At 49.2% G+C, this 24,085-nt stretch carries 23 protein-coding genes; 10 read left to right on the top strand and 13 right to left on the bottom strand.

Annotated elements, in window-relative coordinates:
* Positions 1-306: 306 nt before the first annotated feature.
* Both H579_RS0113030 and H579_RS25565 read right to left on the bottom strand, forming a co-directional pair.
* Complete coding sequence (locus H579_RS0113030) at positions 307-501, bottom strand: YgaP family membrane protein (RefSeq protein ID WP_028301046.1); 195 nt, start codon at positions 499-501, stop codon at positions 307-309.
* Between the two features lie 164 nt (positions 502-665).
* Complete coding sequence (locus H579_RS25565; protein ID WP_051227602.1) at positions 666-1,310, bottom strand: Crp/Fnr family transcriptional regulator; 645 nt, start codon at positions 1,308-1,310, stop codon at positions 666-668.
* 192 nt (positions 1,311-1,502) lie between these two features.
* On the opposite strand from H579_RS25565, the gene H579_RS29155 reads away from it, so the two are divergent.
* The 3 genes from H579_RS29155 to H579_RS0113010 all read left to right on the top strand — a co-directional run bounded on the left by H579_RS29155 (position 1,503) and on the right by H579_RS0113010 (position 2,927).
* Positions 1,503-1,640 carry a pirin family protein gene (locus H579_RS29155; RefSeq protein ID WP_157834622.1) on the top strand — a complete coding sequence of 46 codons (138 nt, stop codon included), beginning with the start codon at positions 1,503-1,505 and terminating at the stop codon, positions 1,638-1,640.
* A gap of 106 nt (positions 1,641-1,746) precedes the next feature.
* A complete protein-coding gene (locus H579_RS0113015; protein WP_028301045.1) occupies positions 1,747-2,064 on the top strand; it encodes a DUF6559 family protein in 318 nt (105 codons plus the stop codon).
* 116 nt (positions 2,065-2,180) lie between these two features.
* Complete coding sequence (locus H579_RS0113010; protein WP_028301044.1) at positions 2,181-2,927, top strand: metallophosphoesterase family protein; 747 nt, start codon at positions 2,181-2,183, stop codon at positions 2,925-2,927.
* 134 nt (positions 2,928-3,061) lie between these two features.
* Here H579_RS0113010 and H579_RS0113005 read toward each other — a convergent pair whose 3' ends face one another.
* Complete coding sequence (locus H579_RS0113005; RefSeq protein WP_157834621.1) at positions 3,062-3,847, bottom strand: hypothetical protein; 786 nt, start codon at positions 3,845-3,847, stop codon at positions 3,062-3,064.
* A 288-nt stretch (positions 3,848-4,135) separates the two neighbouring features.
* Here H579_RS0113005 and H579_RS0113000 point away from each other — a divergent pair, with 288 nt between their 5' ends.
* Positions 4,136-5,014, top strand: coding sequence for an AraC family transcriptional regulator (locus H579_RS0113000; RefSeq protein ID WP_028301042.1), 879 nt, complete (start codon positions 4,136-4,138; stop codon positions 5,012-5,014).
* 149 nt (positions 5,015-5,163) lie between these two features.
* Here H579_RS0113000 and H579_RS29675 read toward each other — a convergent pair whose 3' ends face one another.
* Together H579_RS29675 and H579_RS0112985 are read right to left on the bottom strand one after the other, a co-directional pair.
* The gene (locus tag H579_RS29675) at positions 5,164-5,574 is read right to left on the bottom strand and encodes a DUF6172 family protein (protein ID WP_245583266.1); all 411 of its coding nucleotides are present in this window, start codon (positions 5,572-5,574) and stop codon (positions 5,164-5,166) included.
* A 249-nt stretch (positions 5,575-5,823) separates the two neighbouring features.
* Positions 5,824-6,783: an LLM class flavin-dependent oxidoreductase gene (locus tag H579_RS0112985; protein ID WP_028301041.1), complete on the bottom strand. Its 960-nt coding sequence runs from the start codon at positions 6,781-6,783 to the stop codon at positions 5,824-5,826.
* 217 nt (positions 6,784-7,000) lie between these two features.
* Between H579_RS0112985 and H579_RS0112980 the strand changes: the two genes are divergently transcribed.
* Positions 7,001-7,528, top strand: coding sequence for a MerR family transcriptional regulator (locus H579_RS0112980; RefSeq protein WP_028301040.1), 528 nt, complete (start codon positions 7,001-7,003; stop codon positions 7,526-7,528).
* Between the two features lie 164 nt (positions 7,529-7,692).
* Here the strand turns inward: H579_RS0112980 and H579_RS0112975 are convergent, their stop codons facing one another.
* The 8 genes from H579_RS0112975 to H579_RS0112930 form a co-directional block, all read right to left on the bottom strand.
* Complete coding sequence (locus tag H579_RS0112975) at positions 7,693-8,547, bottom strand: radical SAM protein (protein WP_028301039.1); 855 nt, start codon at positions 8,545-8,547, stop codon at positions 7,693-7,695.
* Positions 8,548-8,939: 392 nt separating this feature from the next.
* Positions 8,940-9,890, bottom strand: a complete 951-nt coding sequence (locus H579_RS29470) for a transposase (protein ID WP_211224716.1) — start codon at positions 9,888-9,890, stop codon at positions 8,940-8,942.
* 558 nt (positions 9,891-10,448) lie between these two features.
* Positions 10,449-10,820 (bottom strand): AMP-binding enzyme, encoded by a 372-nt coding sequence (locus H579_RS0112955; RefSeq protein WP_028301038.1) that lies wholly within the window; start codon positions 10,818-10,820, stop codon positions 10,449-10,451.
* A 177-nt stretch (positions 10,821-10,997) separates the two neighbouring features.
* A complete protein-coding gene (locus tag H579_RS0112950) occupies positions 10,998-11,216 on the bottom strand; it encodes a formate dehydrogenase subunit delta (protein ID WP_036566273.1) in 219 nt (72 codons plus the stop codon).
* Between the two features lie 42 nt (positions 11,217-11,258).
* Complete coding sequence (fdhD, locus tag H579_RS25550; RefSeq protein ID WP_084624108.1) at positions 11,259-12,140, bottom strand: formate dehydrogenase accessory sulfurtransferase FdhD; 882 nt, start codon at positions 12,138-12,140, stop codon at positions 11,259-11,261.
* 259 nt (positions 12,141-12,399) lie between these two features.
* Positions 12,400-15,303 carry a formate dehydrogenase subunit alpha gene (fdhF, locus tag H579_RS0112940; RefSeq protein ID WP_028301036.1) on the bottom strand — a complete coding sequence of 968 codons (2,904 nt, stop codon included), beginning with the start codon at positions 15,301-15,303 and terminating at the stop codon, positions 12,400-12,402.
* Entirely contained in the window at positions 15,300-16,922 is a 1,623-nt protein-coding gene (locus tag H579_RS25545; RefSeq protein WP_051227601.1) for a formate dehydrogenase beta subunit, read from the bottom strand. The genes fdhF and H579_RS25545 overlap by 4 nt, the downstream gene beginning before the upstream one ends.
* Positions 16,922-17,434, bottom strand: coding sequence for a formate dehydrogenase subunit gamma (locus H579_RS0112930; RefSeq protein ID WP_028301035.1), 513 nt, complete (start codon positions 17,432-17,434; stop codon positions 16,922-16,924). The genes H579_RS25545 and H579_RS0112930 overlap by 1 nt, the downstream gene beginning before the upstream one ends.
* Positions 17,435-17,674: 240 nt before the next feature.
* Here H579_RS0112930 and H579_RS0112925 point away from each other — a divergent pair, with 240 nt between their 5' ends.
* The 5 genes from H579_RS0112925 to peaD all read left to right on the top strand — a co-directional run bounded on the left by H579_RS0112925 (position 17,675) and on the right by peaD (position 24,001).
* Complete coding sequence (locus H579_RS0112925) at positions 17,675-18,766, top strand: substrate-binding domain-containing protein (protein WP_028301034.1); 1,092 nt, start codon at positions 17,675-17,677, stop codon at positions 18,764-18,766.
* 296 nt (positions 18,767-19,062) lie between these two features.
* Positions 19,063-20,778, top strand: a complete 1,716-nt coding sequence (peaA, locus tag H579_RS0112920) for a quinohemoprotein amine dehydrogenase subunit alpha (RefSeq protein ID WP_084624107.1) — start codon at positions 19,063-19,065, stop codon at positions 20,776-20,778.
* 167 nt (positions 20,779-20,945) lie between these two features.
* Positions 20,946-22,424 carry a quinohemoprotein amine dehydrogenase maturation protein gene (gene peaB / locus H579_RS0112915; RefSeq protein ID WP_028301032.1) on the top strand — a complete coding sequence of 493 codons (1,479 nt, stop codon included), beginning with the start codon at positions 20,946-20,948 and terminating at the stop codon, positions 22,422-22,424.
* Positions 22,424-22,750: a quinohemoprotein amine dehydrogenase subunit gamma gene (qhpC, locus tag H579_RS0112910; protein WP_028301031.1), complete on the top strand. Its 327-nt coding sequence runs from the start codon at positions 22,424-22,426 to the stop codon at positions 22,748-22,750. The genes peaB and qhpC overlap by 1 nt, the downstream gene beginning before the upstream one ends.
* 78 nt (positions 22,751-22,828) lie before the next feature.
* On the top strand, positions 22,829-24,001 hold the full coding sequence (peaD, locus tag H579_RS0112905; RefSeq protein WP_051227600.1) for a quinohemoprotein amine dehydrogenase subunit beta: 1,173 nt from the start codon (positions 22,829-22,831) through the stop codon (positions 23,999-24,001).
* The last annotated feature ends 84 nt before the right edge of the window (positions 24,002-24,085 follow it).

The following is a 24,085-nucleotide window of genomic DNA, read 5'->3' as shown; positions in this document are numbered from 1 at the left end:
GTAACTGAAAACTGTAGTAGGGCGGGATTTTACGCGTTCTGGTTTAGAAAATTTTTGCTCAGGGTCAGCTGATTAGTAAATTTTGTTATCGCGTGATCGGGGGGCGGGGATTCGGGGATTCAGTCTGCCCGGTGGTTAACCAGAGGTGATCAGGTTTGAGCATTCGGTTTGAGCATCCGGTTTGAGCATCCGGTTTGAGCATCGAAGCTGGGTTATCAGGTCTGTCAGTTGTCACAGACCTGATAATGTCTCGGTAGAGTAAGCAATGATCTGTTGAGTCGGTAGTGATCTATAGCAGAGAATTCTTTACTTATTCTCAACAGGGCAGGTATTGATGCCCAGAACGGTATACAGAGGGCAGTAACCTACCAGACCGGTTAATAGGGGCACCAGGCCTACCAGTCCCCACAGGGTTTGTGGACCGATAACTGTCAGGCTTAACAGTACCAGACCTGCGACAACTCGTAGAATACGATCCACTTTTCCTTCATTTGCTTTCATGGCTTAACTCCTGATTGTTTATTCAGCATCTTCTATTACGGCTGTAGGCATTGCTGATTCAGAGCCGTTGTTTTATCTATGGCGTCAGTTTAGCGAAAGTAAATATTCGCTTCAGTGACTTAGTCACATACGAAGCAAAATAGCTAAGCCAAATAAGAGAACGGCTAACTTAAAGCCTCAGGTTGCAGCAGTTTTATACTGCCGCGATGGAGTTCAACGACACCCTGTTTTTCCAGCTTTTTCAAACAGCGACTGACCACTTCCCGTGCAGAACCAATCTCTTCAGCAATGGCTTGGTGGGTAGTGTTTAGGGTGTTGTTTTGGTCCTTATGCTGGCAGATAAACTGGCAGATCCGCTTTTCAATACTGTCAAAAGCGATCTGTTCGATCTGAAGCATCAGATCACTAAGGCGATGGCCAAAGTTATGGAAGACAAACTGGCGGAACTCCTCTGAGCTGGCCAATAATTTATTAAACTCAGCCTGAGAAATAATATGGGCGGTAACTTCAGTCTCTGTAATTCCTTCTGCGGAGTAACGGGCGTTACCCATCAGGCAGGAGGTGGTCAAAACACAGACCTCACCAGGCTGAATACGGTACAAGACTATCTCCCGGCCATCTTCCGAACGGGCAAACACCTTTACCTTACCTGCGGTCACGACAATATAGTTCTCACATACCTGCCCCTGCGAAAAGACCTGATGTTGGGCTGGTAGAGTGACCTGAGGGTAATGTTCAACAAGATCTGCAATTGGGCTGGAGGTCAGTTGAGTAGAGTTATTGGGTGTAGAGGAGACCGAGTGCACCATGCCGTTTTCCTAACTAACTGAAGTAACAGAGCTTTTATAGCAGTGAACGCTAAAGTAAATGAGTTGATTCACTTTGCCAAGGAGTATTACAGCCAACAAATGTATCAGGGTTAAAGCAATGCGTGTTATTTATGTTTTGGAAGAGCATTTCACTAAGCCTGATTCTTTACCAAACTCCATCTGTTTTAACTCCTGCATATTGCTCAAGGCAGTCTGGTCGTTAATGGCATAGAGGTGTCCGCAGGTGATGGTGCAATGATTACTGATGAATCTCAGCTGACTCTGGATATTGAGAATAGTGTGGATGCGCTGTTGTTTGAGCTGCCCTGATTTTTTCTGGTGATCAACGGGGGATACTTTTCCTGGATTTGTAGTCTGAGATACACTCGCAACCCAAGTACTATTTACCAGCGTCTCCGTCGATCCGAGTGTAGAAATGTTCAAACAAATTTTTAGAAATCGCAGAACCAAACAGATCACCACCCAGATCTCTCAATACCTGATTCGACAACACGGCATTCATAAACATTATCGCCAGGATCAGGTGGATGAGGCGCTTACGGCGCTGAAGCTGGGTAATTTTGAAGGGATCAGCGTGCAGGAAAACCGTCTGGCTTATGGCGTTTTTTGCACTGAGAAGGAATACCGGGCAATCTATCAGCAAGCGGGCATAGATGGCGATTATGAAGGCATTCAGCTGGAAATTGCAGATGCGCTGTATAAAGGCAAATCAGGGCGTATGCTGGGACACTGATTACTTGTTGTCTGGTAACGTTGTTCACCGATACTGCTGGGAGAGTACGGCGCTTTTTGCTAATCTGCCGGTTTGTGCGCGTGTCACAACGCTTTGGATTGATAAGGTGTTTAAAGATGAAATTGGCGGTGCTATCCGATATCCACAGTAATGTTTTTGCCCTACAGGCGGTTTTAAGCCATGCGGGCCGACGTGGTGTCAATCAGCTGATTAATCTGGGCGATATCTTATACGGTCCTATTGCACCCCGTGCGACCTACGATCTGCTGCAGAAACATAATTTTGTCACCATCAGCGGCAATCAGGATCGTCAGATCTGGCAGGCGGATCAGCAGGCCATTGATAGCAATCCAACGATGCAGTTTATTCTGCAGGATCTGGGGCCGGAGCCTCTGGACTGGATGCGTCAGTTGCCGTTTGATTATCAGCTTAATGAGGATGTTTATCTGTGCCACGGTACGCCAGCGGATGATCTGATTTATTTGCTGGAGCAGGTAGAATCCGGTCGTCCGGTTTTAAGAGATGATGCGGCCATTATCGAACTATTGGCAGGGCAAACTGCACCTGTAATCCTTTGTGGTCATACCCATATTCCCCGCAGCGTGCGTTTAAGCACCGGGCAGGTGATTGTCAATCCAGGCAGTGTGGGTTTGCCTGCTTATACCGATGATGAACCCTGCTCGCACTCTATGGAAAATTACAGTCCTCATGCCAGTTATGCCCTGTTGGAAAAACGCCATGATCAATGGTTGGTGGAGCATATCAAGGTGCCTTACGATGTTGAATCCGCAGTGGCTGCGGCTCAGCTAAGAGGGCGTCAGGATTGGACGCATTTTCTTTCGACTGGGCGCGGTTTGAGGTAATGGGGCTATGTTGCCTGTTCAGAGCAATAAAAAGGGAGAGTTGAATACTCTCCCTTTTTATTGCTGGCCCAAGTAGAGGGGGGGTATGTAGAGGGTATGCGTAATCTATTAGGGCAGCGAGGGCTGCGTTAAACTTAATCCAAACGTTGAATATAGTGTCCGCCGTGTTTGATATTTTGCACTTGTGGACGGCTGTAGCTCACCGTTACCTTACCCACGGCTTTAGGAAATTGAATCTCCAGTTGCGGGTTTTTAATCTCTTCGGGTATGAGTCCACGGACCCTGACGGCTACCGAGTTCCGGTAATTGACCATTGCAGGCTGAGACTGTGGTGGCTGGGGGCGCATATTCGGGTTGTTATTATCCATATAGGATTCACTTTGCCCTGGTGGCATTCTGTCTTGTCCCGCTTGTCTTTCCCTTTGCTCTGCCGGTATGCCGTTATAGTCCGCTATCCTGTCATCGTCATTATTACGACGTGGGGGCGGCGGCGGTGCTGGTGCGCGTCGTTCCTGTTGATTGGTAGGACGTAAAGCCTGTTTGATCTGTACTAAATTCGGTAAACGGACTTTTTTAGCACTTAAAGCTTTTCCATTCACCGTTATTTTAAGCTCTTTGCGAAAGAGGTCCCGAATCGCTTTGCGAAATGACTCCAATTGATGGCCTGAACTCTCTTTCAATTGATCAAGCTTTGCAGGTTTGCCTTCCCATTGAACATAGCGAAACAGGTTCTGTATGGGCGTGTGGATTGTGATGCTGAGCTGCTGGTCTTGCTGAAGAACCACTTGAGCGGCAGATTGCTGTTTCTGCATCGCCTGCGAGTCTGTAGGCTGGGAAAGGCTGTCCCCGTAGCTTACAGGTGCTGCAGCTCCCATCAGAATCAGACTGCCAACGGCAAGAAAGTGCTTAATTGATGACATCGTCTGTATACTCTTTTCTTTGCGATTGAACATGAGCGATTGAGGAAACTGTTAATGATCTTAACGGAAAAAATTTCTCATGCTGTGTTTCGCTTCACAAAACGGGCTCTAACCCTCTGGTTTAGTGCCTTTTCTACATTTTTAAGCAAACGTATTTTGCTAACAAAATAAAGAACTGTAGCGGGCTATTTCAAACATCCATGTGTGTAAAAGAGCAGGATTTGTTAAATCCTTCCCTGTTATTTTGACCTTGTTGCACAAACACTGACACGACATAAAGGAAATCATATGGCTCAGGTCGGCTTAACCTCGCAAGAGCGTTATCAACAAAAGTTTGAGCGCCTTATCGATTTTATCTACCAGCATCTGGATACGCCGTTGGATCAGATGAAGTTGGCAGAAGTCGCCTGTATCTCGCCTTACCATCTGCACCGCATCTATTACAGTGTTTATGGTGAAAGCCTGGCCGCAACGGTAAAACGCCTACGTTTGCACTATGCGGCGGATCGTTTGGCCAATACAGCGCTGCCAGTCAAAGAGGTGGCTGCCGGTTCGGGATACACCAGTCTGCAATCCTTTACCCGTGCGTTCAGTGACAGTTATGGCATGCCTCCGGCGCGATATCGCAAAGAGGGGAGCCATCAACAATTCAAATTGGAGTATCCGCATCGCGCGGCACAGGAGCATATTATGCATGAGGTCAGAATTGAAACCATCCCGCCTGTTAATCTGATGGGTATGAACCATACCGGGTCTTATATGGATATCGGGCAAGCCTTTGAAAAACTGTTTGGTTGGTTAGGAATGAAGGGGTTGTCAGGGGATGATATGCGCTGTATTGGCATCTACTTTGATGACCCCGATAGCGTGCCAGAAGCGGAACTGCGCTCAATGGCGACGGTTGGTTTCGGCGATATGAGCAAGATTGAGATCGAAAAGCCTTTTGAAGAAAGTCGGGTGTCAGGTGGCGAATATGCCGTACTGCGCTTTAAGGGCCCTTATAGCGATATGCACAGTGCTTATCAGTGGTTCTATGGTCAGTGGTTACCGGAATCCGGCCGGGAAGCAGCGGATCAGCCGGTGTTTGAAGAGTATCTCAACAATCCCCGTGACGTTGCGCCGACGGAGTTATTGACAGATATCTATCTGCCACTCAAGGCTCTTTAGAATCGAGGGTGAAGTAAGCTGGTAAGCTAATAGAAATGAGCTTATAGACAACAGTGTAAATAGAAAATGATGACTCAGAAGTGCACTGCCCGTGGCAGCTGCACTTCTCCAGAGTCGCACCAAGTTAAGAGCGACATTAGGGTAAGGACTTAGTCGTCTTCCCAGGGATCAAGAATATCAAACTCTTTTTCCGCAACACCTTTCTCTGTACGTGCTTCCTGTACTTCACTGGTGTTATCTTCGTGATCCAGTGCTTCATTATCATCTTCGGTAACAGGACGAGGAGTACGTTTGGCAGGTTTAGCCAGAATTTCCAAATAGAATGATTCCAGCTGCTCCGCTTCAGCCTGACCGATATACTGGTTGATCTCGCTGACATGGATCACCTGAGCGTCTGCTTCATTCGTGCCATATTTACAATCAAAGTCCCAGAAATCTGCATCTGCAGGTAGAGCCTTATTTCTTTCGCGCTTCAGGTATTTTTTCGCTTCATTTTTAGCGGATTCGATCATGCGAGGGTATTTGATTTTTGGATGAGAGAGCTTAAAGGTCTTTTTCATGGCAATCCTAAGGCTTGTAGCGGAAGAAAATATCAGGTGTTTTGAGCTGTGTTGGCTTGCACGGAGTGTTCAAATCCAAGAGGCATTTCCTGAAGAGGCGCGAATGATAGCGGATTTATATGCGGACAGCCATGACTGATTCACTGGGTTGAGGTTGTTAGCGGCAAGGCTGTTTTGAAGCGATATAAGTGAGGATCGTCAGAAGCAAAACAGCGACTGACGAAATCTCTTTTGTTACGGTGATTACTTTTAAACGTCTGACAACAAGCAGATGCTTTGGCTGACTTGCGCTTCTGTCATACCGCCAAAATTACCTAAGAAGTTTATATGCTCAACACCCAGCTCCCGATAGTGATTGAGCTGTGCAGGAATCTGTTTCTTAGTGCCAAACAGGGCTGTATTGCTTGATATCATACCTTTGATCACACTCCGAATATCAGGCGCTTCTCTCAGTGGCGGCATAAACCTGGGAGCACACTGAATAAGAGTATTGATGGCCTCCTCCTCTGTATCCGCAGCATAAGCAAATACCGTCACAATAACTTCTGTATCAGACAGCTTTAAGGGCGAGTCATTTTTGCCCCTGGCGTGGGCCGCAATAACCTGCTCCAGATCGGATAGATTGCCATTTCCGGGGCTCACAATGGTTAGAATGGAGTGACCATTTGTTCCTGCCTTATACGCTCTTTCCGGGTGGGATGTCGCGATATAAACAGGTGGCAATGGTGCCTGAGAGGGGCAGACGTTCAGGGAAGAGCCTGAACTGAAATTATGCTTGTTCCAATATTCAAGAATTGTGCTCAAATTCTGTTCAAAAATGCCATGACGAGAATTAAAAGCCTGCCCCATGAGCTGGAATTCTTCTTCAATCTGCCCGGTTCCCACTCCAAAGTTCAGGCGACCTCCAGATAGCAGGTCGACCATGGCATAGTTTTCTGCGGTCAGAATGGGGTCGCGCATAGGGAGCACTGCAACGGCGGGGCCTAGTCGTATATTCTGGGTGCACTGGGCAAGTGAACTGAGTAATACAGCGGGATTCGGTACACTGCCAATATTGTGCAAACAGTGATGCTCTCCTAACCAGAAGCCACTAAATCTCAACTTGTCAGCCAGCTGGGCATACTGATGTGTTGACTGGTATATATCCGCAAGGTTTAAATCGGTTTTATCTGGATGATGATCCAGGGTTGAGAAAAATGACTTACGCATTTTCAGGCCGCCTCTTCAATTGGGGAGTGACTTGTTTAGATAAGAACTTTCAAGTTGGTGTACTTGAGAAAAGGCAGTCTGAAGGTGGCACTGGTAGATAGGTCAAGGGGTAGGCAGGTCAAGAGGGAATGTTTGCGATAGGTTGAAATGGGCTTATTGACCCGTCTATAGGTGCAGGCTTTAAGGTAGGCCATCAATAAAATGGCAGAGTGGATAAATGATCACGGTATCTCAACTAGCGAAAAAGTGCGGAATATCCAGAACCAGTGTGCTCTATTACGAGCGTGAAGGACTGTTGTTGCCAGCCCATCGCTCCGACAATGGTTATCGCTGGTATGGAGCGCGGGAGGTGAAGCGATTAGAGACAATTTTGGCCTATCGCTCTTTTGGTCTTCCGGTTGCTCAGCTTGCTGAATTATTGGATAGAAACCAGATAAACTTAGAAACCCAGGAACATATTCTGCTGGAGCAATTCAATGCTCTGGAACAGGAGATACAGCAACTAAGATTACAACAAAAGGCGATAGTGCAGTTTATGGAGCGGCCAGACTGGTTGAATCAGCCATCGATGACCAAGGATGGCTGGGTCGAGATTATGAGCAGTGCGGGCCTCAGCGACGATGATATGCATAATTGGCATCGTCAATTTGAACAAAGCCGACCCGATGAGCATCAGACATTTCTGGAATCCCTGAATATTGATACAGAAGAGATCGCCCGCATTCGGGCCTGGTCCAAAAACTAAGTTGTCTTCGTACAGCGAAGTGCTCAGTTACGGCAGTTTCAAAGTTGTTTGGACCAAGCTGTTTTAAGCCTTGTATCTTCTTAGCTCTCGGTTCGTTTCAGCCCATATGGAATGGTTTCAACCTCTTCAATAGTCACCATTGACCGACCCTATCCTAAACCGGGTTATTCTTCCGTACCCGTTTCGTAAAAGAGCTCGACCGGTTGCTTAAGCGTGCTACGCAGCAGAGAGGCGAGTTGATCCATTTCAGCATTTGACCAAGGCTCAGCCTCATCTTCAGTGGGTTTCCTCGCCAGCGTATAAGCTTGAATCTTTTCGATCTTTGTGCCCTGCTCCAGCAGTGATTGGACTAACTGCACATAGGGTTGGTATTTGGCGCAGTCGAACGCTTCCTGCTGCCAGCGAAAGAAGCAGGACTGAAGAATCACAGGATAGGTTTGGCCGAACTCAATCAGTTTCTCAGTTAAACGCTCAAAGTTCAGTCGGGTTCGGTTGATTCGCACCAGAGAGTCCTGATCCCAATAATCCAGTTTGAACCAGACCTCGAAGTTTGCCGCGTAAAGCTCAGGCCATAAGGACGCTAGATCTTTCCTGTCGATTCCACTGCCATTGGTAAACAGCACTAGTTTGGTCTCGTCGAGCTGGTATTCGCGTTTCAGGTCCAGTAGTAATCTGAACACTTCAGACAGTATCTTTACACTGGTGGGCTCACCATCACCGGCCAACGAGATGTCCCGCAACGCATGATCATTACCCTCTTCTTGTGCCAACTTATCCAACCAGCCTCGCAGCTCGGCTTCGATCTGCTCAATACTGGGTTTGAGGGGCGGTGGCGGCGCAGAGCGATCAACCTGACAATAAACACAATCAAAATTGCAGCCCCTGTCTGTATTGAGATTAATCCCCAGGGACAAGCCCCCAGAGCGGCGTGAAAATACCGGATAAACCAAATGCCCCTGATCGCTCAGTCGGTCATGATTGGAGATACTGGGTTTAAATTCAGAGGGTTGTTGAGCCATGACTTATGCCGTCGCCTATGATCAGTTGTTTTCAATCGAGCATTTTTATAGTTGTGTACCCTATTGGCAAGTCGCATCTCATCAATAAATGACAGCCATCAAGTCTTGTTCAAATAAAGGCTCAGCGCCAAACAGCATGGTGATATTAGCGGTAGAAATCAAAGAAGATAAATAATAGACAGGGCGGGTCAAAAGCCTGAAATGCACACAGGACGCGCACTCTAAAGGCTGGAATATCGAGATGTAGTTTAAGAATATCTGCAGGAGAGATCTGGCTGCCCGGTTTTGTGTCTTTCTATGCCCTTAGGCCTCATAACCTGATGAGTGAAATAACGCCCCAATCTGACGGCTACCCTGTAACCACGCGCACCTCACGCTCTTAGCATATTGCTTCAATTGATTAAGACAACCCATGGCGCGACTTTGTGATAATCCCTCAGATTGCATCGCCTTAAGCCAGTGATCAGGGCTGATGCCCAAACGCGACAGAATAGGCGGCAGAGTCCCCGAAATATAACCGCGTTTATCCTCCCGACAACAGCGCCCAGCCCCAGATAATCCGCATAGTCAAACATAATTGCCTTATCGCCATCATCATAACGGGCAGAAAGCGGCTTCAGCTTCGGTAGTTTTAGTTCTGATGTAGACTCTTGCGGTGATGTTTGGGCTTGCTCGCATTGGCTATCTTGATTCTTGGTTGGATGAACCTCCGCAAACTCCCGAATGCGCTGCTGAATAGAGGTAAAATCAGAGTTCTCGGGGCTATCTGCCATAACCGCACGCACCGGATTGAGATCCACATAAGCCATGCAAGTCAGCAAACCCTGTTCATCCAGCAAAGCCTGGCTTTTAAAGCGTCCCTCCCAGAAGCGACCTGTACAGTTATCTTCCTGATTGGCCTTCCTGGCGATATGCTCGTTCAGACAGCGCATAAACCAACTGATATCCATCAGCCGCTCCCGCCACTCGGCAATAATCTCCGCGACCTTATTCAGCTCGGCCTGAGATTGTTTCTTACCTTGCTGGTAACGCTGAATCAGCATAGGGCCAACAAATAACGTCTGCCAGCGCTTAATTACCTCATCATCAGACCAACTCTGTGCCTGATTGATATACAACACCAGATGATAATGATTCGACATAATGGCATAAGCACAGATATCAATGGCAAACATCTGATCTAAAAGGGATAAACGCTCAAGCACCCACTGACGACGATGCTCAAAAGACTGTCCCGAAAACTGATCCTCACCGCATAAAAACGCCCGACGCACACAACGGGAAATAACATGGTAATAAGGTGTATCAGCGGGGCTGATCTGTTCCTGACGAGCACGAGTCATATCTATTCCTCCATGAACGGGGATACATCCATTTGCTGTTGTAATCATCGTAGTTGAAGAAATCAGGAATGGTTAATGATCTGGGTCAAGGTTTTGGTATAACTGGATAATTTCTATTTATAAATCAATAGGATAAATTTGGGTGTCCGATTTTTTAGTTTCCGATTTTTTAGTTAATGATCTGGCTCAAGGTTTTAGTATGAGTGGATAATTTCTGTTTATGAATCAATGAGATAAATTTGAGTGTCCGATTTTTCCTTACGGCATGAAACTGACCAGAAACTTACTGAATTCAAATGACATCCTGTTACTTGCCGAAGGACACACCTTTACATCAGACAGCCTGGTTTGCTTAAAAACCTTTGATACAGAACCGTCCAATCCTCTGGAGCTATTTGTCATCGCTCCGGTGACTCAGGAGGAGAAAAAAGAAGTGGAGTAAAACGGAAACAGAACTGGAAAAGCAGAGTCAGATGTAGCAGCCACCAAAGTGGCTGCTACATACCTGAATAAAAGGATTTCTGGCTGTTTATTCAGATATATCAGATCTGAAACGAATTATGCCGTGGCAACACCAATGTTGTTGTCAGCCATAATAGCTTCAATCTCTGGCAAACTGGCCGGATCATCAATGGTAGATGGAACCTGATACTCCTTACCGTCAGCAATTGAACGCAGGATATTACCAGAACGCGTTTTAGGTAACCGATCCACCACAATAGTCTGCTTATAACAGGCTACAGCGCCAATCTCTGAACGCACCAGAGCGGCTAATTCTGCCTCAAGCACCTCATCAGCACCATCATAACCATCTTTAGTGATAACCAGACCAACCGGCAATTGTCCTTTCAGTTCATCATTGATACCAATCACTGCGCACTCAGCAACACCTGAGTGAGAGGCAACAAGAGAGGCAATAATCTCTTCCATTTCACAAATTATTGGACATCCAAACTTATCTCCTTGATTTATTAGTAAAAAATCAGACACCCAGATTTATCTCTTTGATTCGTAAGCAGTGTTTATTTTTTTAAGTGGTTCCAGTTCATAAAACAAAAAACGGGGAGCTCTCACCAGCTATCCCCGTTTTCCATTGGAAGATTAAAATCAACCCGCCAGTTGCTGCACCGCCAACTTAGCTGCCGGTTGCAGCTCACTGCCATCCTGTTCTAAATACTCAATAATCTGATGTTTCATAGAACGTGCCCAGAATTTTTTCAGATGAACAGCTGTTGCATCTGCGGTTTGTTCCGGGGTGTTGCCGTAGCTGTTGTTATCAACGATCTGGTTGATCATTACGATCAGTTGTTCCAGTTGGGTTTTCATAATAACTCCTTAAATTCTTTTGCTCTGTGAGCTTGGCTAGCCTTAAGCGTCTTTATCCTGCTGCGTATCAGCGGGTTGTGTTTCGGATAAAGGCTGGCTGCGGTGATAGATCACAAAGCGGTCTGGTCGGGCGTAGGCGACCAGATTTAGCTGACTTTGCTGGGCTTTTTCGATAGCCAATGATGTAGGGGCTGAGATTGCCACTAATGAGCCTAAACCTGTGCTGCTGGCTTTCTGTACCATCTCGTAGCTGGCGCGGCTGGAGATGAGTGCAAAACCCTGGTTTAGATCCTGAGCGGTTTTATAGAGATGGCCGATCAGTTTATCCAGGGCGTTATGACGGCCCAGATCTTCCCGAACTGCCAGTACATTACCTGCGCTATCGCACCAAGCTGCTGCATGAGTGGCACCTGTCGCCTTTTTCAGTAACTGATGCTCAGGTAGCTGATCCAGTGCTGTTGCGATAGCTTCAGGAGTCGGACAAGGTGTGGCAGGCATCACTGGCGCTGGGCGTATCGCTTGCTCCAGTGATTCCGCGCCACACAGGCCACAGCCGGTACGTCCGGTGAGGTTTCTGCGTCGCTCTTTCAGTTCCATAAAGCGCTGGCTGGAGAGTTCGATATTCACCAACCATCCGGCACAGTCCTGCACCACTTCGATATCATAGATCTCGTTCGGGTGCTGGATCAGGCCTTCGCTCAGACTAAAGCCCAGTGCAAACTCTTCCAGGTGATCCGCTGTCGCCATCATGACTGCATAAGAGATGCCGTTGTAAATCAGTGCGATCGCCTGCTCCTCAGCCACTTGATCGTAATCATGCTGGCATTGCAGCTGGTTTTGCACACTTAACCAGCGCTCTACCGCCTTAGCGATATGGCCTTTAACCTCTTGGGTCTGAAAGGGCTGGGTATGGTGTTGGTTCATAGTGCGTCTCTTATTTTGCATGACTGATGTTTGTCGCTGCTGGGTGCTAAAGGCAATAGCTCAGTCGCTTATCCCGTTCCCGATAAGTTTCTTGACCTCAGAGTAGGTTGGATAAGCGAAGCGCCATCCGACACTGACTCCGATTATTGTCGGAAGGCGCCTTACGGCTTTTCCGACTTACAACGACTTATCTTGATTTGTATTCGTCCCAAAGGATAAAGCCTCACTGGGGTATTTCACAGTGAGGCCCTTCAGGAGCTTAGCGTACCCTGACTTTCTCTTCTTGCTGACGGCCCTGTTCCAGGAACTCCAGCTGTTCGGTTTCAAAGCGTTTAAAGCTCTGTTGCCATTCCGATGGCTGAGTCACTTTCTCGACCTGAACTGCAGTCACTTTGTACTCAGGACAGTTGGTAGCCCAATCCGAGCTATCGGTGGTGATTACGTTGGCACCGCTACCTGGGTGGTGGAAGGTGGTGTAAACCACACCCGGTTGCATACGCTCGCTGATCACAGCGCGCATTACGGTTTCACCGGCACGACTGGTAATACCCAGCCAATCACCGTCGCTGATACCGCGCAGCTCTGCATCAGACGGATGCACCTCCAGCACATCCTCGTCATGCCAGTATTGGTTGTCGGTACGACGGGTCTGAGCACCTACATTGTACTGCGACAAGATACGGCCTGTGGTCAGCAGCAGTGGGAAGCGCGAGGTGGATTTCTCCGATGTTTCCACATACTGAGTCACGGCAAATTTACCCAGACCAATCGGGAAGTCTTCCACGTGCATGGTCGGAGAGCCTTCTGGGAACTGGTCGTTACATGGCCATTGAATACTGCCCATCTCTTCCAGCTTCTCGTAGCTCACGCCAGTAAAGGTCGGCGTCAGACGGGCGATCTCATCCATAATCTCCGATGGATGCTTATAATCCATTGGGTAGCCCAGGGCATTGGACAGCATCATGGTCACTTCCCAATCCTGCTTGCCACCCAGAGGCGTCATTACCTTACGCACACGGTTGATACGACGTTCCGCGTTGGTAAAGGTGCCGTCTTTCTCCAGGAAGGTAGAACCCGGCAACAGTACGTGGGCAAACTTAGCAGTTTCGTTCAGGAAGATATCCTGTACTACCAGAATATCCAGTGCCCGCAGTGCCGCGTAAACGTGTTGGGTATTTGGATCAGATTGAGCGATATCCTCACCCTGAACGTACATACCCTTGAATTGACCGGCCAGCGCCGCATCAAACATATTCGGAATACGCAGACCCGGTTCGTTATCCAGCGATACGCCCCATTCGGTTTCGAAGCGTGCACGGGCATCATCATCCGCAACGTGCTGGTAACCCGGCAGATCGTGGGGGAAGGAGCCCATATCACAGGAGCCCTGTACGTTGTTCTGACCACGCAGCGGGTTAACACCCACGCCTTCGCGACCGATATTACCGGTAGCCATCGCCAGGTTAGCAATACCCATTACCATGGTAGAACCCTGGCTGTGCTCGGTAACACCCAGACCGTAGAAAATGGAGCCGTTACCGGCTTCAGCAAACTGACGTGCTGCACGACGCATATCTTCAGCGGCAACACCAGTGATGTCCGCCATCGCTTCAGGCGAGTTTTCCGGCTGCTGGATAAAGGCGCGCCAGCGCTGGTAGTCGTTATCGTCACAACGCTTGGCGATAAAGTCCTGATCTTCCAGACCTTCGGTCACCACAACGTGTGCCAGTGCGTTGACGACTGCGACGTTAGTCCCTGGGCGTAGCTGCAAATGAATCGCTTCTTTCAGGTGCGGTGTGCTCAGCAGATCGATCTCACGAGGATCAACCACGATCAGCTTAGCCCCCTGACGCAGACGTTTACGCAGCAGAGAGCCAAATACCGGGTGGGCATCGGTTGGGTTAGCACCGATCACCAGCACCGCATCGGATTTCAGTACCGATTCAAAGGTCTGTGTACCCGCCGCTTCACCCATGGTGACTTTCAGACCGTAACCGGTCGGGCTGTGGCATACACGGGCACAGGTATCGGTGTTGTTATTACCAAAACCGGCACGAATCAGTTTCTGCACCAGATAGGTTTCTTCGTTGGTGCAGCGGGAAGAGGTGATGCCGCCGACACTTTCACGACCGTATTTCTCTTGAGTCGCTTTCAGCTTGTCTGCTGCAAACTGAATCGCTTCTTCCCAGCTTACTTTCTGCCACGGCTGATCGATGGAGTCTCGAATCATCGGCTCGGTGATACGATCTTTGTGAGTGGCATAACCAAAGGCAAAGCGACCTTTCACGCAGGAGTGGCCCATATTGGCATCACCGCCTTTGTACGGCACCATGCGGATCACTTCTTCGCCTTTCATCTCAGCTTTGAATGAACAGCCGACACCACAGTAAGCACAGGTGGTTACTACGCTATGCTCTGGTTGACCTTTATCAATCACCTTGTTTTCGATCAGAGTTGCTGTTGGACAGGCCTGAACACAGGCACCACAGGAGACACACTCGGAGCCCAGGAAGTTTTCTTTCTGACCGGCGCTGATGGTGGAGTTAAAGCCACGGCTATCCATTGTCAGAGCAAAAGTGCCCTGTACTTCACCACAGGCGCGTACACAGCGGCTACAGGCGATACATTTACTGGCATCGAAGGTGAAGTATGGGTTAGAGGTGTCTTTTTCGGCGTCTAGGTGATTATTGCCATCAAAGCCATAACGCACTTCACGCAGACCCACGGCACCGGCCATATCCTGCAGTTCACAATCACCATTGGCGGGGCAGGTCAGACAGTCCAGTGGGTGATCGGAGATATACAGCTCCATAATATTACGACGCAGTTTAGCCAGCTTATCGTTTTGCGTGCTGACTTTCATGCCGTTTTCCGCAGGCGTGGTACAGGACGCAGGCAGGCCACGACGGCCTTCAATCTGTACGGCACACAGACGACAGGAGCCGTAAGCATCCAGATTGTCGCTGGCACACAGCTTAGGAATATTGATATCGGCCAGTGCGGCAGCGCGCATCACCGAGGTGCCTTCCGGTACGGTAATCTCGGTACCATCGATGATCAGAGAGATCATATTCTCAGACTGGCTCGGTGGTGTGCCGTAATCTTTATCTGGGCTGGCGTACAGTTCCAGATTTTGCTTTTTAGGGTCAAAGATCTCGATCATGCTGGCTGCCCTCCAGTGGACGCTTGTTCATCTGTACTATTTTGGCTTACAGCGGTTTTGGCTTCCCAGGCCTCAGGGAAGTGTTTAACGGCACTCTGTACCGGGAAGGGCGTCATACCACCCATAGCACACAGGGAACCGTCAAGCATGGTGTCACACAGGTCACCCAGCAGCTCCATATTGGCTTCAGGGTTGATACCGGCGCGGATCTTATCGATCACTTCCACACCACGGGTGGAGCCGATACGACACGGTGTACATTTACCGCACGATTCTTCAACACAGAACTCCATGGAGAAACGCGCCTGTTCACTCATATCGACTGTATCGTCAAACACCACGATACCGCCGTGACCCAGCACCGCACCAATGGCGGAGAAGGCTTCGTAATCCAGTTCGGTATCCCACTGGCTTTCCGGCATATAAGCCCCCAGAGGACCGCCCACCTGAATCGCTTTCATCGGACGACCCGAAACCGTACCACCTGCGTAGTCATCCAGCAGTTGCTTCAGGGTTGTACCAAAGGCCAGCTCAATCAGACCGCCTTGGTTGATATTACCTGCCAGCTGGAACGGCAGCGTACCGCGAGAGCGGCCCATACCGTAATCCGCATAGGCTTGACCGCCTTCCGCCAGAATAAAGGGCACTGCTGCCAGAGACAGTACGTTGTTTACAATCGTCGGCTTACCAAACAGGCCTTCAATAGCCGGTAGTGGTGGTTTGGCGCGCACCATGCCACGCTTACCTTCCAGGCTTTCCAGCAGTGAAGTCTCTTCACCACAGATATAAGCCGCAGCCCCTAAACGCACTTCCAGATGGAAGGTTTTGCCACTGCCTTGAATATTTTCACCCAGGAAACCAGCTGCGTATGCGTTTGCAATCGCTTCATCCAGAATCTCATGGGCCACCGGGTACTCCTGACGCAGATAGATATAACCCTGATCGGCACCCACCGCTAAACCCGCGATGGTCATGCCCTCAACCAGCATCAATGGATCGGCTTCCATCACCATTCGGTCGGCAAACGTACCTGAGTCACCCTCGTCAGCGTTACAAACGATATATTTCTGTGGGCCTTCGCAATCCAGTACGGTTTGCCACTTGATACCCGTTGGGAAAGCCGCACCACCACGACCGCGCAGACCTGAAGCTTTAACCTCATCAACGATCGTTTGCTCGCTCATGGTCAGGGCTTTTTTCAGGCCTTTAAAACCGTCATGGGCTTGATAATCAGCGATAGAAACTGGATCGGTAATACCGGCGCGGGCAAAGGTCAGGCGTTGCTGTTTTTTCAGGTAAGGCAGTTCTTCCGGCTGACCCAGAGACAGTTCGTGGGATTGCTCGCCACTGAACAGGCCTGCGGCGACCAGAGATTCAACATCACGGGCATTAACCGGACCATAGGCAACCCGGCCTTGAGCGGTCTCAACTTCCACCATAGGTTCCAGCCAGAACACGCCACGGGAACCGTTACGTACGATTTCAATCGGCTGTTCTGGGTTTGCGCTTTGGTGGGCTTGAGCGGCTTCTGTGATCAGGCGCGCCACTTTTTCACCGCCCAGTGCCAGTGTGGTGGTATCCCGCGGGATATATACCTTAATAGGATTTGTAGAGGTCATTATTTTACCTCCTTGGCGATATCAGACAGGGCAACCGTACTGGCAGCAAACTCATCAACCAGCTCATCAAAACGCTCCGCATCCACGCGACCAAACACTTCATCACCAATACGGACAGAAGGGCCACAGGCGCAGTTGCCCAGGCAGTAGACCGCATCCAGGCTGAATTCACGATCAGCTGTCGTACCATGGTAGTTCACACCAAGCTTCTCTTTGGCGTGTTGCTCCAGTTCACGGGAACCACGAGCCTGGCAGGCTTCTGCACGACAGATCTGCACCTGATTGCGGCCCGGTGGTGTCTGGCGGAAGTAGTGGTAAAAACTGATCACACCGTGGATCTCGGCGCGAGACTGTTGCAATGCATCGGCAATCAGAGGCACAGACTCAGGTGGGATATAGCCTTCTGCCTTTTGGATGGCATGCAAGATAGGCAGTAAGGCACCGGGTTTGTCTTTTAATGACTGGATGATCTCCTGCACGGCCTGGAGATTCCATTGGCTATAACTACTCATTGGCGGACCTGTCAGCTAATCAGTCAACCCGCCACCGATCTGTTTAATCGCTTCCGTTCTATTGCTGTTGTTTCCAGCTCAAAAACGTTTCTGCGATGGGCCGGTAAAGGGTTGGCTTAACTATTATTCTTTTTAAATATGAACTATAGTTCATAACTTTTATTGGGGTACTACATTCGGTACTGTCTCAATAGGCGAAAACTTAGCATTAATGGGGCTATTACGGGAATATGAAATATTATGCCTATTAGAAATGTACAGATTACGCCTGCCTGGACTTTCTGTGACGAGAAGGGGCGACAGCTGGAGCCGCAGTTATTTCGTTTACTGCGCGGTGTGCATGATCACGGTAAGCTGACCGAGGCGGCAAAACAGGTCAATATCTCCTACCGCCATGCCTGGAATCTGCTGAATAAATGGACCGATTTTTTTGGTACGCCCCTTGTTGAGCTACAAAAAGGTAAGGGAGCTAAGTTGTCCTCCCTGGGTGATAAGCTGTTATGGGCAGAGCAGCGGGTGAGTGCCCGCCTGGAACCTCAGCTAAAGAATCTGGCTTCGGAACTGAATCTGGCGATTCAACAGACCCTTGAACAAGAAACGCCTGTGATTCGCCTACACGCCAGTCATGGTTATGCGGTGGCCTTGCTGCCTGAGCATGCGGAAGGTTTTCAGTTTGATCTGCAATATATGAGTGCTGAAGATGCGCTGGCGTCTCTAAGCCGTGGGCAGTGTGATATTGCTGGCTTCCACCTTCCTACAGTGCACCTGAGTGAAGCGCTGTTTAAAACCTATCGCCGGTTTATTAAAAACGATCAACATCTGGTGATGCGTTTTATTTCTCGTCAGCAGGGTTTGATCGTGGCATCTGACAATCCAAAACAGATTGAAGGCCTGCAGGATCTGGTACGTGAGAGCATCACCTTTATTAACCGTGAAAAAGGTTCCGGCTCCCGTGCCTTGCTGGATGAATTATTAAAACGGGCGGGAATCAATTCAGAGCAGATATCAGGCTTTAATACCGAGGAGTTTACCCATTCGGCTGTGGCGGCTTATGTGGCTGCCGGTATGGCGGATGTGGGGTTTGGTGTGCAAGCGGCAGCGGCTCGCTTTGGTCTGGATTTTATTCCGATAGAGCAAGAGTTTTATCTATTGGTCTGTCATCGGGACTTTTTAAAATCACTGGCGATGGAGCGTTTTCAGGCCATGCTGAATAGCGACGGCTTCAACCAGGCTCTGGCAGATCTGCCGGGTTATAGCAATGAAGGTTGTGGCGATATCGTTAGTCTGGATGATTTTCAGCGTTTGATTACCGAGACAGGCTTGTCAAATTAAGTGCTGTCTGAGTATCGGCTCGGAATTATGCCAAGGTTTCTAAGGTGCAAATCAGAAAGCACTGATTCCATAAGCATGGATGTTTACTACCTCTGAAGCACTGTCACAGAATTGAACAATCTGTCTCGTAATAAAACAGCTAAAACCTTGGCCTAAGGATTGTGATAAATAATTACTGGATTGAAAAATAAAGATATTTCTATCATGGCATATGCCGTGCACTGAACCTGTTCAGGTTAGAACAGCAGGTGGCATTGGCTACCAGACAATGAACAATAAAAAGGAGTCTGGCCTTGATGAAATCTTCAACACGATCCAGTTTAAAGAGATCCAACCTGAATCTTCCTTTGCGGAAGTCCCATTCTTTCGAACAAACTCGTCCTCACGCAAAATTACGCTCTGGCCGGCTGACCCAGCTGGCAAGCGGTTTAGCTCTGGCCGGAGCACTGTTGCCCGCAGGTCAGGCCGTTGCATCCGACGCTGAAGCAGAAAATCTGATTCGCAGTAAATGTCTGATCTGTCACAGTGAGGAGCAAGCAGAACCCGCAACCTTTAGCCGTATGAGCCATCAGCGTAAAACCCCAGAGGGTTGGTTGATGACTATCGGTCGGATGCAGGTGATGCACGGTCTGCAGATCAGTGATCAGGATCGCCGTAAGTTGGTGAAATATTTTGCCGATAATCAGGGGCTGGCGCCTGAAGAGACCGAAGGTGCTCGTTATGCCATGGAACGTCGTCTGAACACTATGGAAAATTTTGAATCTGCTCAGTTCACCGAGATGTGTGCCCGTTGTCACTCTGGTGCCCGTGTCGCTTTGCAACGCCGTCCGGCAGCCGAGTGGGAAAACCTGATTCACTTCCACTTGGGGCAATGGCCTTCTTTGGAGTATCAAGCGTTATCCCGTGACCGTGATTGGTTTAAGTTAGCACTGGAAGAGATGGTGCCGGAATTAACGGCTGACTTCCCATTGCAATCCGCCAGTTGGGAGCAGTGGCAGAAAAAAGCCAAGCAGCCTTTGGGCGGACAGTGGAGCTTTGCTGCGCAAATGCCAGCGAAAGGAGATGCGCATGGCGTGATGACAGTTTCGCAAACCGGCCATGATCAATATAAGGTCAGTATCAGTGGTCAGTACGCTGATGGCTCCCTGCTGAAAGGTTCAGGTACGGCAATTGTCTATACCGGTTATGAGTGGCGTGCCAATCTAACTGTAGATGGCGTCAAAATGCGTCAGGTGTTTGCCGCTTCTGCCGATGGTAATCAGCTGACAGGTCGTATGTTTGAAGCCGTACATGATGAAGCCGGGATGGACTTTATTGCTGCCCGTCAGAGCCAACAACAAACCCTGCTAAGCGTTCAACCTCAGTTTATTAAAGCCGGTAGCACTCAGATGGTGACCTTAGTGGGCACCGGCCTGGATCAGAAAGGCTTAGACAAAAAGGTTTCTCTGGGTAAGGGTGTCGAAGTGGTCAGTGTGATTGCTCAGGATGCCAATCGACTGGTACTGCGAGTGAAAGCACAAGCCAAAGCGGCACCAGGCTTACGTCAAGTTAAGGCGGGTAAAGCCAATGGTGCCACACTGACCGTTTATGATCGTATCGATAGCCTCAAAGTAATTCCTGAATATTCTGTCGCCCGTGTGGGTGGCAATGGTGGCTCCACGCCTAAATATAACGCTCACTTCCAGGCGGAAGCCTGGGGCAATGGTGCCGATGGTAAGCCGGGGACCGCCGATGATCTGCGTATCGGTTTTGTACCGGCTAAATGGCATGTTGAGCCGTTTGATGAAGCGGCCAAAGCAGACCGCGACGTGGAGTTCACCGGTAGTATGAACCCCAATACCGGTATGTTTACCACCGCAGCGGCGGGGCCGAATCCTAAACGTCGTATGTCCACCAATAATGCCGGTAACCTGAAGGTTGTAGCGAAGGTGACTGACGAGGGACAACAAGTGTCTGGCGATGGTCAGCTGATTGTGACCGTACAGCGCTGGAACAATCCTCCACTGCCGTAGCGACGGCTTTTATCTGAATCTAAAACGTGGCGTAAAACTCAAGTTGTTAATCCTTCTGACTTTTGAACTTACAGCGTTAAAGCTCAGGTTCAAAGCTGGAATACAGGTTTAAAACAGCTTTTGTAAAAAAATTCGCCAAAACTAAGATCCAATAAAGGTACGTCACTATGGGCGCACAATTAAAACTTGTGGAGCAGAATCTGCATCTGGTGGAAGTACACCAGCGCCAGCTGCTGTTCCATATTCCCTCCAGCAGTTTGTTTGAGCTGGATGATTTAACCCTGCAATTGATTCAGGATCTGCGTCAGCAACCGGAGCAAAGCGCAGAGCAGCTGGTTTCGGCCTTGCAGGCTAAATTTTCAGAGCAGCAAGCGCTGTTTCCTGAACAGCACTCATGGTTTTCTAAACAACAGATAGAAGAAGTGATTCAGGAGATGCTGGCGCTGGAGCTGATCAGTGATGGCTCCCGTCAACTCACACCAGAAATAGGTACGAAAACAATCAGTGAGTTCCCGCTGAATACCCTGGTACTCAACGTGAATACCGGTTGTAACCTCAGCTGTAGCTACTGCTATAAAGAGGATCTGGATAAACCTTCTGCTGGTCGCAAGATGACACTGGAAACGGCTAAGCAGTCGATAGAGATGTTGCTGCAGGAATCACCGGATGAAGAGCGATACAACATCGTCTTCTTTGGTGGTGAGCCGCTGTCGAATTTCAGTCTGATTGTTGAGGTGGTGAATTACGCTGAGCGTCGTTTTGCTCAGTTTAATAAGCCGGTGGATTTCACCATGACCACCAATGCCACCTTGCTGAGCGAAGAGATTGTCGATTGGCTGAACGCGCATCGTTTTGGCCTGTCGGTGAGTATGGATGGCCCGAAAGCGATCCATGATAAAAATCGCATTACCGTCGGTGGGCAAGGCACTTATGACGTAGTGAGTCGAAAGGCGCGTATGCTGCTGTCCCGTTATCGCAGTCGGCCGATTGGTGCCCGGGTCACCCTGACCAAGGGCATTACCGATATCGAACGCATCTGGCGACATCTGCATCAGGAGCTGGGTTTTGCCGAGGTCGGTTTTGCCCCGGTGACGTCTGGTGATATCAGCGCCTTTAACCTGAGCTATCAGGAATTAGGCGAGGTCTTTGCCAATATGAAACGCTTGGGCGAGTTCTATCTGGAAGAAGCGCTGGCTCATCGCAATATTGGCTTTTCCAATATGCATCAGCTGCTGACGGATCTGCATGAAGGCAATAAAAAAGCCCTGCCCTGTGGTGCCGGTGTCGCCATGTTGGCGGTGGATCATAAAGGCGATCTGAATCTATGTCACCGCTTTACCGGCTCGGATCTCAACACCTTTGGTGATGTGCAAACGGGGATGGATAAACCAGCGCTGGCGGAGTTTCTACAGCAACGGCTGGATCGCACGGATACCGGTTGTGCCAGCTGTCGTATTCGTAATCTCTGCTCCGGTGGCTGTTATCACGAAAGCTATGCCCGCTATAACGATCCGGCGCAACCGACCTATCACTATTGCGATCTGATGCGCGACTGGGTGGACTTCGGCATCCAGGTTTACAGCCGCATCATGGCCGAGAATCCGGCCTTTTTCGACGACTATATTTCCCCTCGGAGGGCTCACTGATGAAACACCTGAAACCTGTTAACAACAAAGCCCATCTGCTGAGCAAGGTCGCGGATGAGGACCAGATTGAAGATGTGATTGCCATGCAGTCTCTGGCCGGTTGTACCGCTACCACAGATCCCGGCTGGGAGATTGATGCTTTTGGTTCTGTGACTTCATTGTGTCAGCCCATGGAGTCGGATCTTTATGGTTGTGCCGACCCTTGCTGGTGGCCTGCTCAGGTGCCGGACATGATGAACACCTACCCGAACTGGAACGAGAAGGCGACCAACTCCGGCGAGAACTGGCGCAATCTGGGTACGGTTTTCCCCGGTGATAAAGATTAAGGCTGTGCAGATTAGGACAGCAAAAGAATCAGGACGCCATAAGAAAGAATGGCGAGAAGAATTCATATGGAGAGTAAAATGAACAACAAAAAGCTCCCGTTAAAACAGACGTTAGCGGCGTTAACCCTGGCCGCAACCAGTATCGGTTTTGCCAGCAGTGCAGCAGCCAGCCTGAACTATAACAACTCAGGTCTGGACTCGGTTAATAAGAATAAAGCGTTAAAATCCGGCGACGAATATATGATCGTCGCCAACTATCCAAACCAGCTTAACGTGTTGGATCTTAAGTCAGATAGTGTCTATAAAACCTGCCAGATGCCGGATCGTTTTGGCCCAGGTGCCCTGCAGGTTTCACCGGATAAAAAGACCGCTTATATCCTGAATAACGGTTATGAGGATATCTATGGTGTTGATATGGATACCTGTGATATCACCTTCCACGCTCGAATGGCGCAGGCACCCAAAGAGCGGACTAAAACGTTGTATGCATTTACCTTGAGTTATGACGGTAAGGAACTGTATGCGGTACAGAACCCCACTCTTCTGGAGCGTGATCATTACCGTGTACAACCCACCCGGTTAGCGGTTTACGATACGTCCAGTGGCTTAAATGCCAAACCGATTCGTACATTGCCTGCACCTCGTTTGGTGACCGCGATACAGACCGGTAAAGACGGTGGTTTGTATATGGCGGGTGCGGATATCTACAAGATGGATGTCAACACTGGTGAATACTCCGTCGCTGTGCCGAGTCGTAACTGGCAACGTCCGCGCTATGTTCAGCCGGATGTACTGAATGTGTGGGCGGTACAAACGCCAACCCAGGACTTCACCATTCTCTATACCACAGCACGCTTTCAGGAAGGTTCTGAAGATCTGAATACGGCGGATTGGTTATACGGTTACTTCAATATCAATCTGGAGACAGGTAAAACCGAAACCAAAGATTTTGGTCCAATCACCGAGATCTATTTTACCGGTACCCGCTCTCCCAAAGACCCCAATATTATGTATGGCGTGCTTAATCGCCTGGCCAAATACGACATTGAAAAACAGATGCTATTGGATGCGGCTGAGCTGGATCACTCCTACTACTGCCTGACCGTGAGCAACGATGGCAGCAAGGTGTATCTGGCGGGTACTTACAACCATGTGGCGGTATTTGATGCGGATACCTTAGAGCGTTTAAACACCATTACACTGCCGGGTGGTGATATGTCGACAACTACAGCACAGGTGTTTATCCGTTAAACAAACACGCCTTATTCCTGTTTTGGAAACAAGCGATTTATTTCTTCACCTGGTTTAAATCACATCACTCCAGGGTTGCCCTTT

It is taken from the genome of Oceanospirillum beijerinckii DSM 7166, assembly GCF_000422425.1.
Lineage (GTDB): Bacteria > Pseudomonadota > Gammaproteobacteria > Pseudomonadales > Halomonadaceae > Oceanospirillum > Oceanospirillum beijerinckii.
The sequence above is the reverse complement of the archived record's forward strand: the minus strand, read 5'-3'. Positions and strand labels throughout refer to the sequence as shown.

What these genes read in the sequence shown, in the direction of transcription:
- H579_RS0112925 (WP_028301034.1), top strand. Translation starts at nt 17,675, where the DNA reads ATGCCTATTAGAAATGTACAGATTACGCCTGCCTGGACTTTCTGTGAC.
- H579_RS0113015 (WP_028301045.1), top strand. Translation starts at nt 1,747, where the DNA reads ATGTTCAAACAAATTTTTAGAAATCGCAGAACCAAACAGATCACCACC.
- peaA (WP_084624107.1), top strand. Translation starts at nt 19,063, where the DNA reads ATGAAATCTTCAACACGATCCAGTTTAAAGAGATCCAACCTGAATCTT.
- H579_RS0113000 (WP_028301042.1), top strand. Translation starts at nt 4,136, where the DNA reads ATGGCTCAGGTCGGCTTAACCTCGCAAGAGCGTTATCAACAAAAGTTT.
- H579_RS25545 (WP_051227601.1), bottom strand. Translation starts at nt 16,922, where the DNA reads ATGACCTCTACAAATCCTATTAAGGTATATATCCCGCGGGATACCACC.
- fdhF (WP_028301036.1), bottom strand. Translation starts at nt 15,303, where the DNA reads ATGATCGAGATCTTTGACCCTAAAAAGCAAAATCTGGAACTGTACGCC.
- H579_RS0113005 (WP_157834621.1), bottom strand. Translation starts at nt 3,847, where the DNA reads ATGTCATCAATTAAGCACTTTCTTGCCGTTGGCAGTCTGATTCTGATG.
- H579_RS0112975 (WP_028301039.1), bottom strand. Translation starts at nt 8,547, where the DNA reads ATGGCTCAACAACCCTCTGAATTTAAACCCAGTATCTCCAATCATGAC.
- H579_RS0112930 (WP_028301035.1), bottom strand. Translation starts at nt 17,434, where the DNA reads ATGAGTAGTTATAGCCAATGGAATCTCCAGGCCGTGCAGGAGATCATC.
- H579_RS0112985 (WP_028301041.1), bottom strand. Translation starts at nt 6,783, where the DNA reads ATGCGTAAGTCATTTTTCTCAACCCTGGATCATCATCCAGATAAAACC.
- H579_RS0113030 (WP_028301046.1), bottom strand. Translation starts at nt 501, where the DNA reads ATGAAAGCAAATGAAGGAAAAGTGGATCGTATTCTACGAGTTGTCGCA.
- peaB (WP_028301032.1), top strand. Translation starts at nt 20,946, where the DNA reads ATGGGCGCACAATTAAAACTTGTGGAGCAGAATCTGCATCTGGTGGAA.
- qhpC (WP_028301031.1), top strand. Translation starts at nt 22,424, where the DNA reads ATGAAACACCTGAAACCTGTTAACAACAAAGCCCATCTGCTGAGCAAG.
- H579_RS29675 (WP_245583266.1), bottom strand. Translation starts at nt 5,574, where the DNA reads ATGAAAAAGACCTTTAAGCTCTCTCATCCAAAAATCAAATACCCTCGC.
- H579_RS25565 (WP_051227602.1), bottom strand. Translation starts at nt 1,310, where the DNA reads ATGGTGCACTCGGTCTCCTCTACACCCAATAACTCTACTCAACTGACC.
- H579_RS0112955 (WP_028301038.1), bottom strand. Translation starts at nt 10,820, where the DNA reads ATGGAAGAGATTATTGCCTCTCTTGTTGCCTCTCACTCAGGTGTTGCT.
- peaD (WP_051227600.1), top strand. Translation starts at nt 22,829, where the DNA reads ATGAACAACAAAAAGCTCCCGTTAAAACAGACGTTAGCGGCGTTAACC.
- H579_RS0113010 (WP_028301044.1), top strand. Translation starts at nt 2,181, where the DNA reads ATGAAATTGGCGGTGCTATCCGATATCCACAGTAATGTTTTTGCCCTA.
- H579_RS29470 (WP_211224716.1), bottom strand. Translation starts at nt 9,890, where the DNA reads ATGACTCGTGCTCGTCAGGAACAGATCAGCCCCGCTGATACACCTTAT.
- fdhD (WP_084624108.1), bottom strand. Translation starts at nt 12,140, where the DNA reads ATGAACCAACACCATACCCAGCCCTTTCAGACCCAAGAGGTTAAAGGC.
- H579_RS0112950 (WP_036566273.1), bottom strand. Translation starts at nt 11,216, where the DNA reads ATGAAAACCCAACTGGAACAACTGATCGTAATGATCAACCAGATCGTT.
- H579_RS0112980 (WP_028301040.1), top strand. Translation starts at nt 7,001, where the DNA reads ATGATCACGGTATCTCAACTAGCGAAAAAGTGCGGAATATCCAGAACC.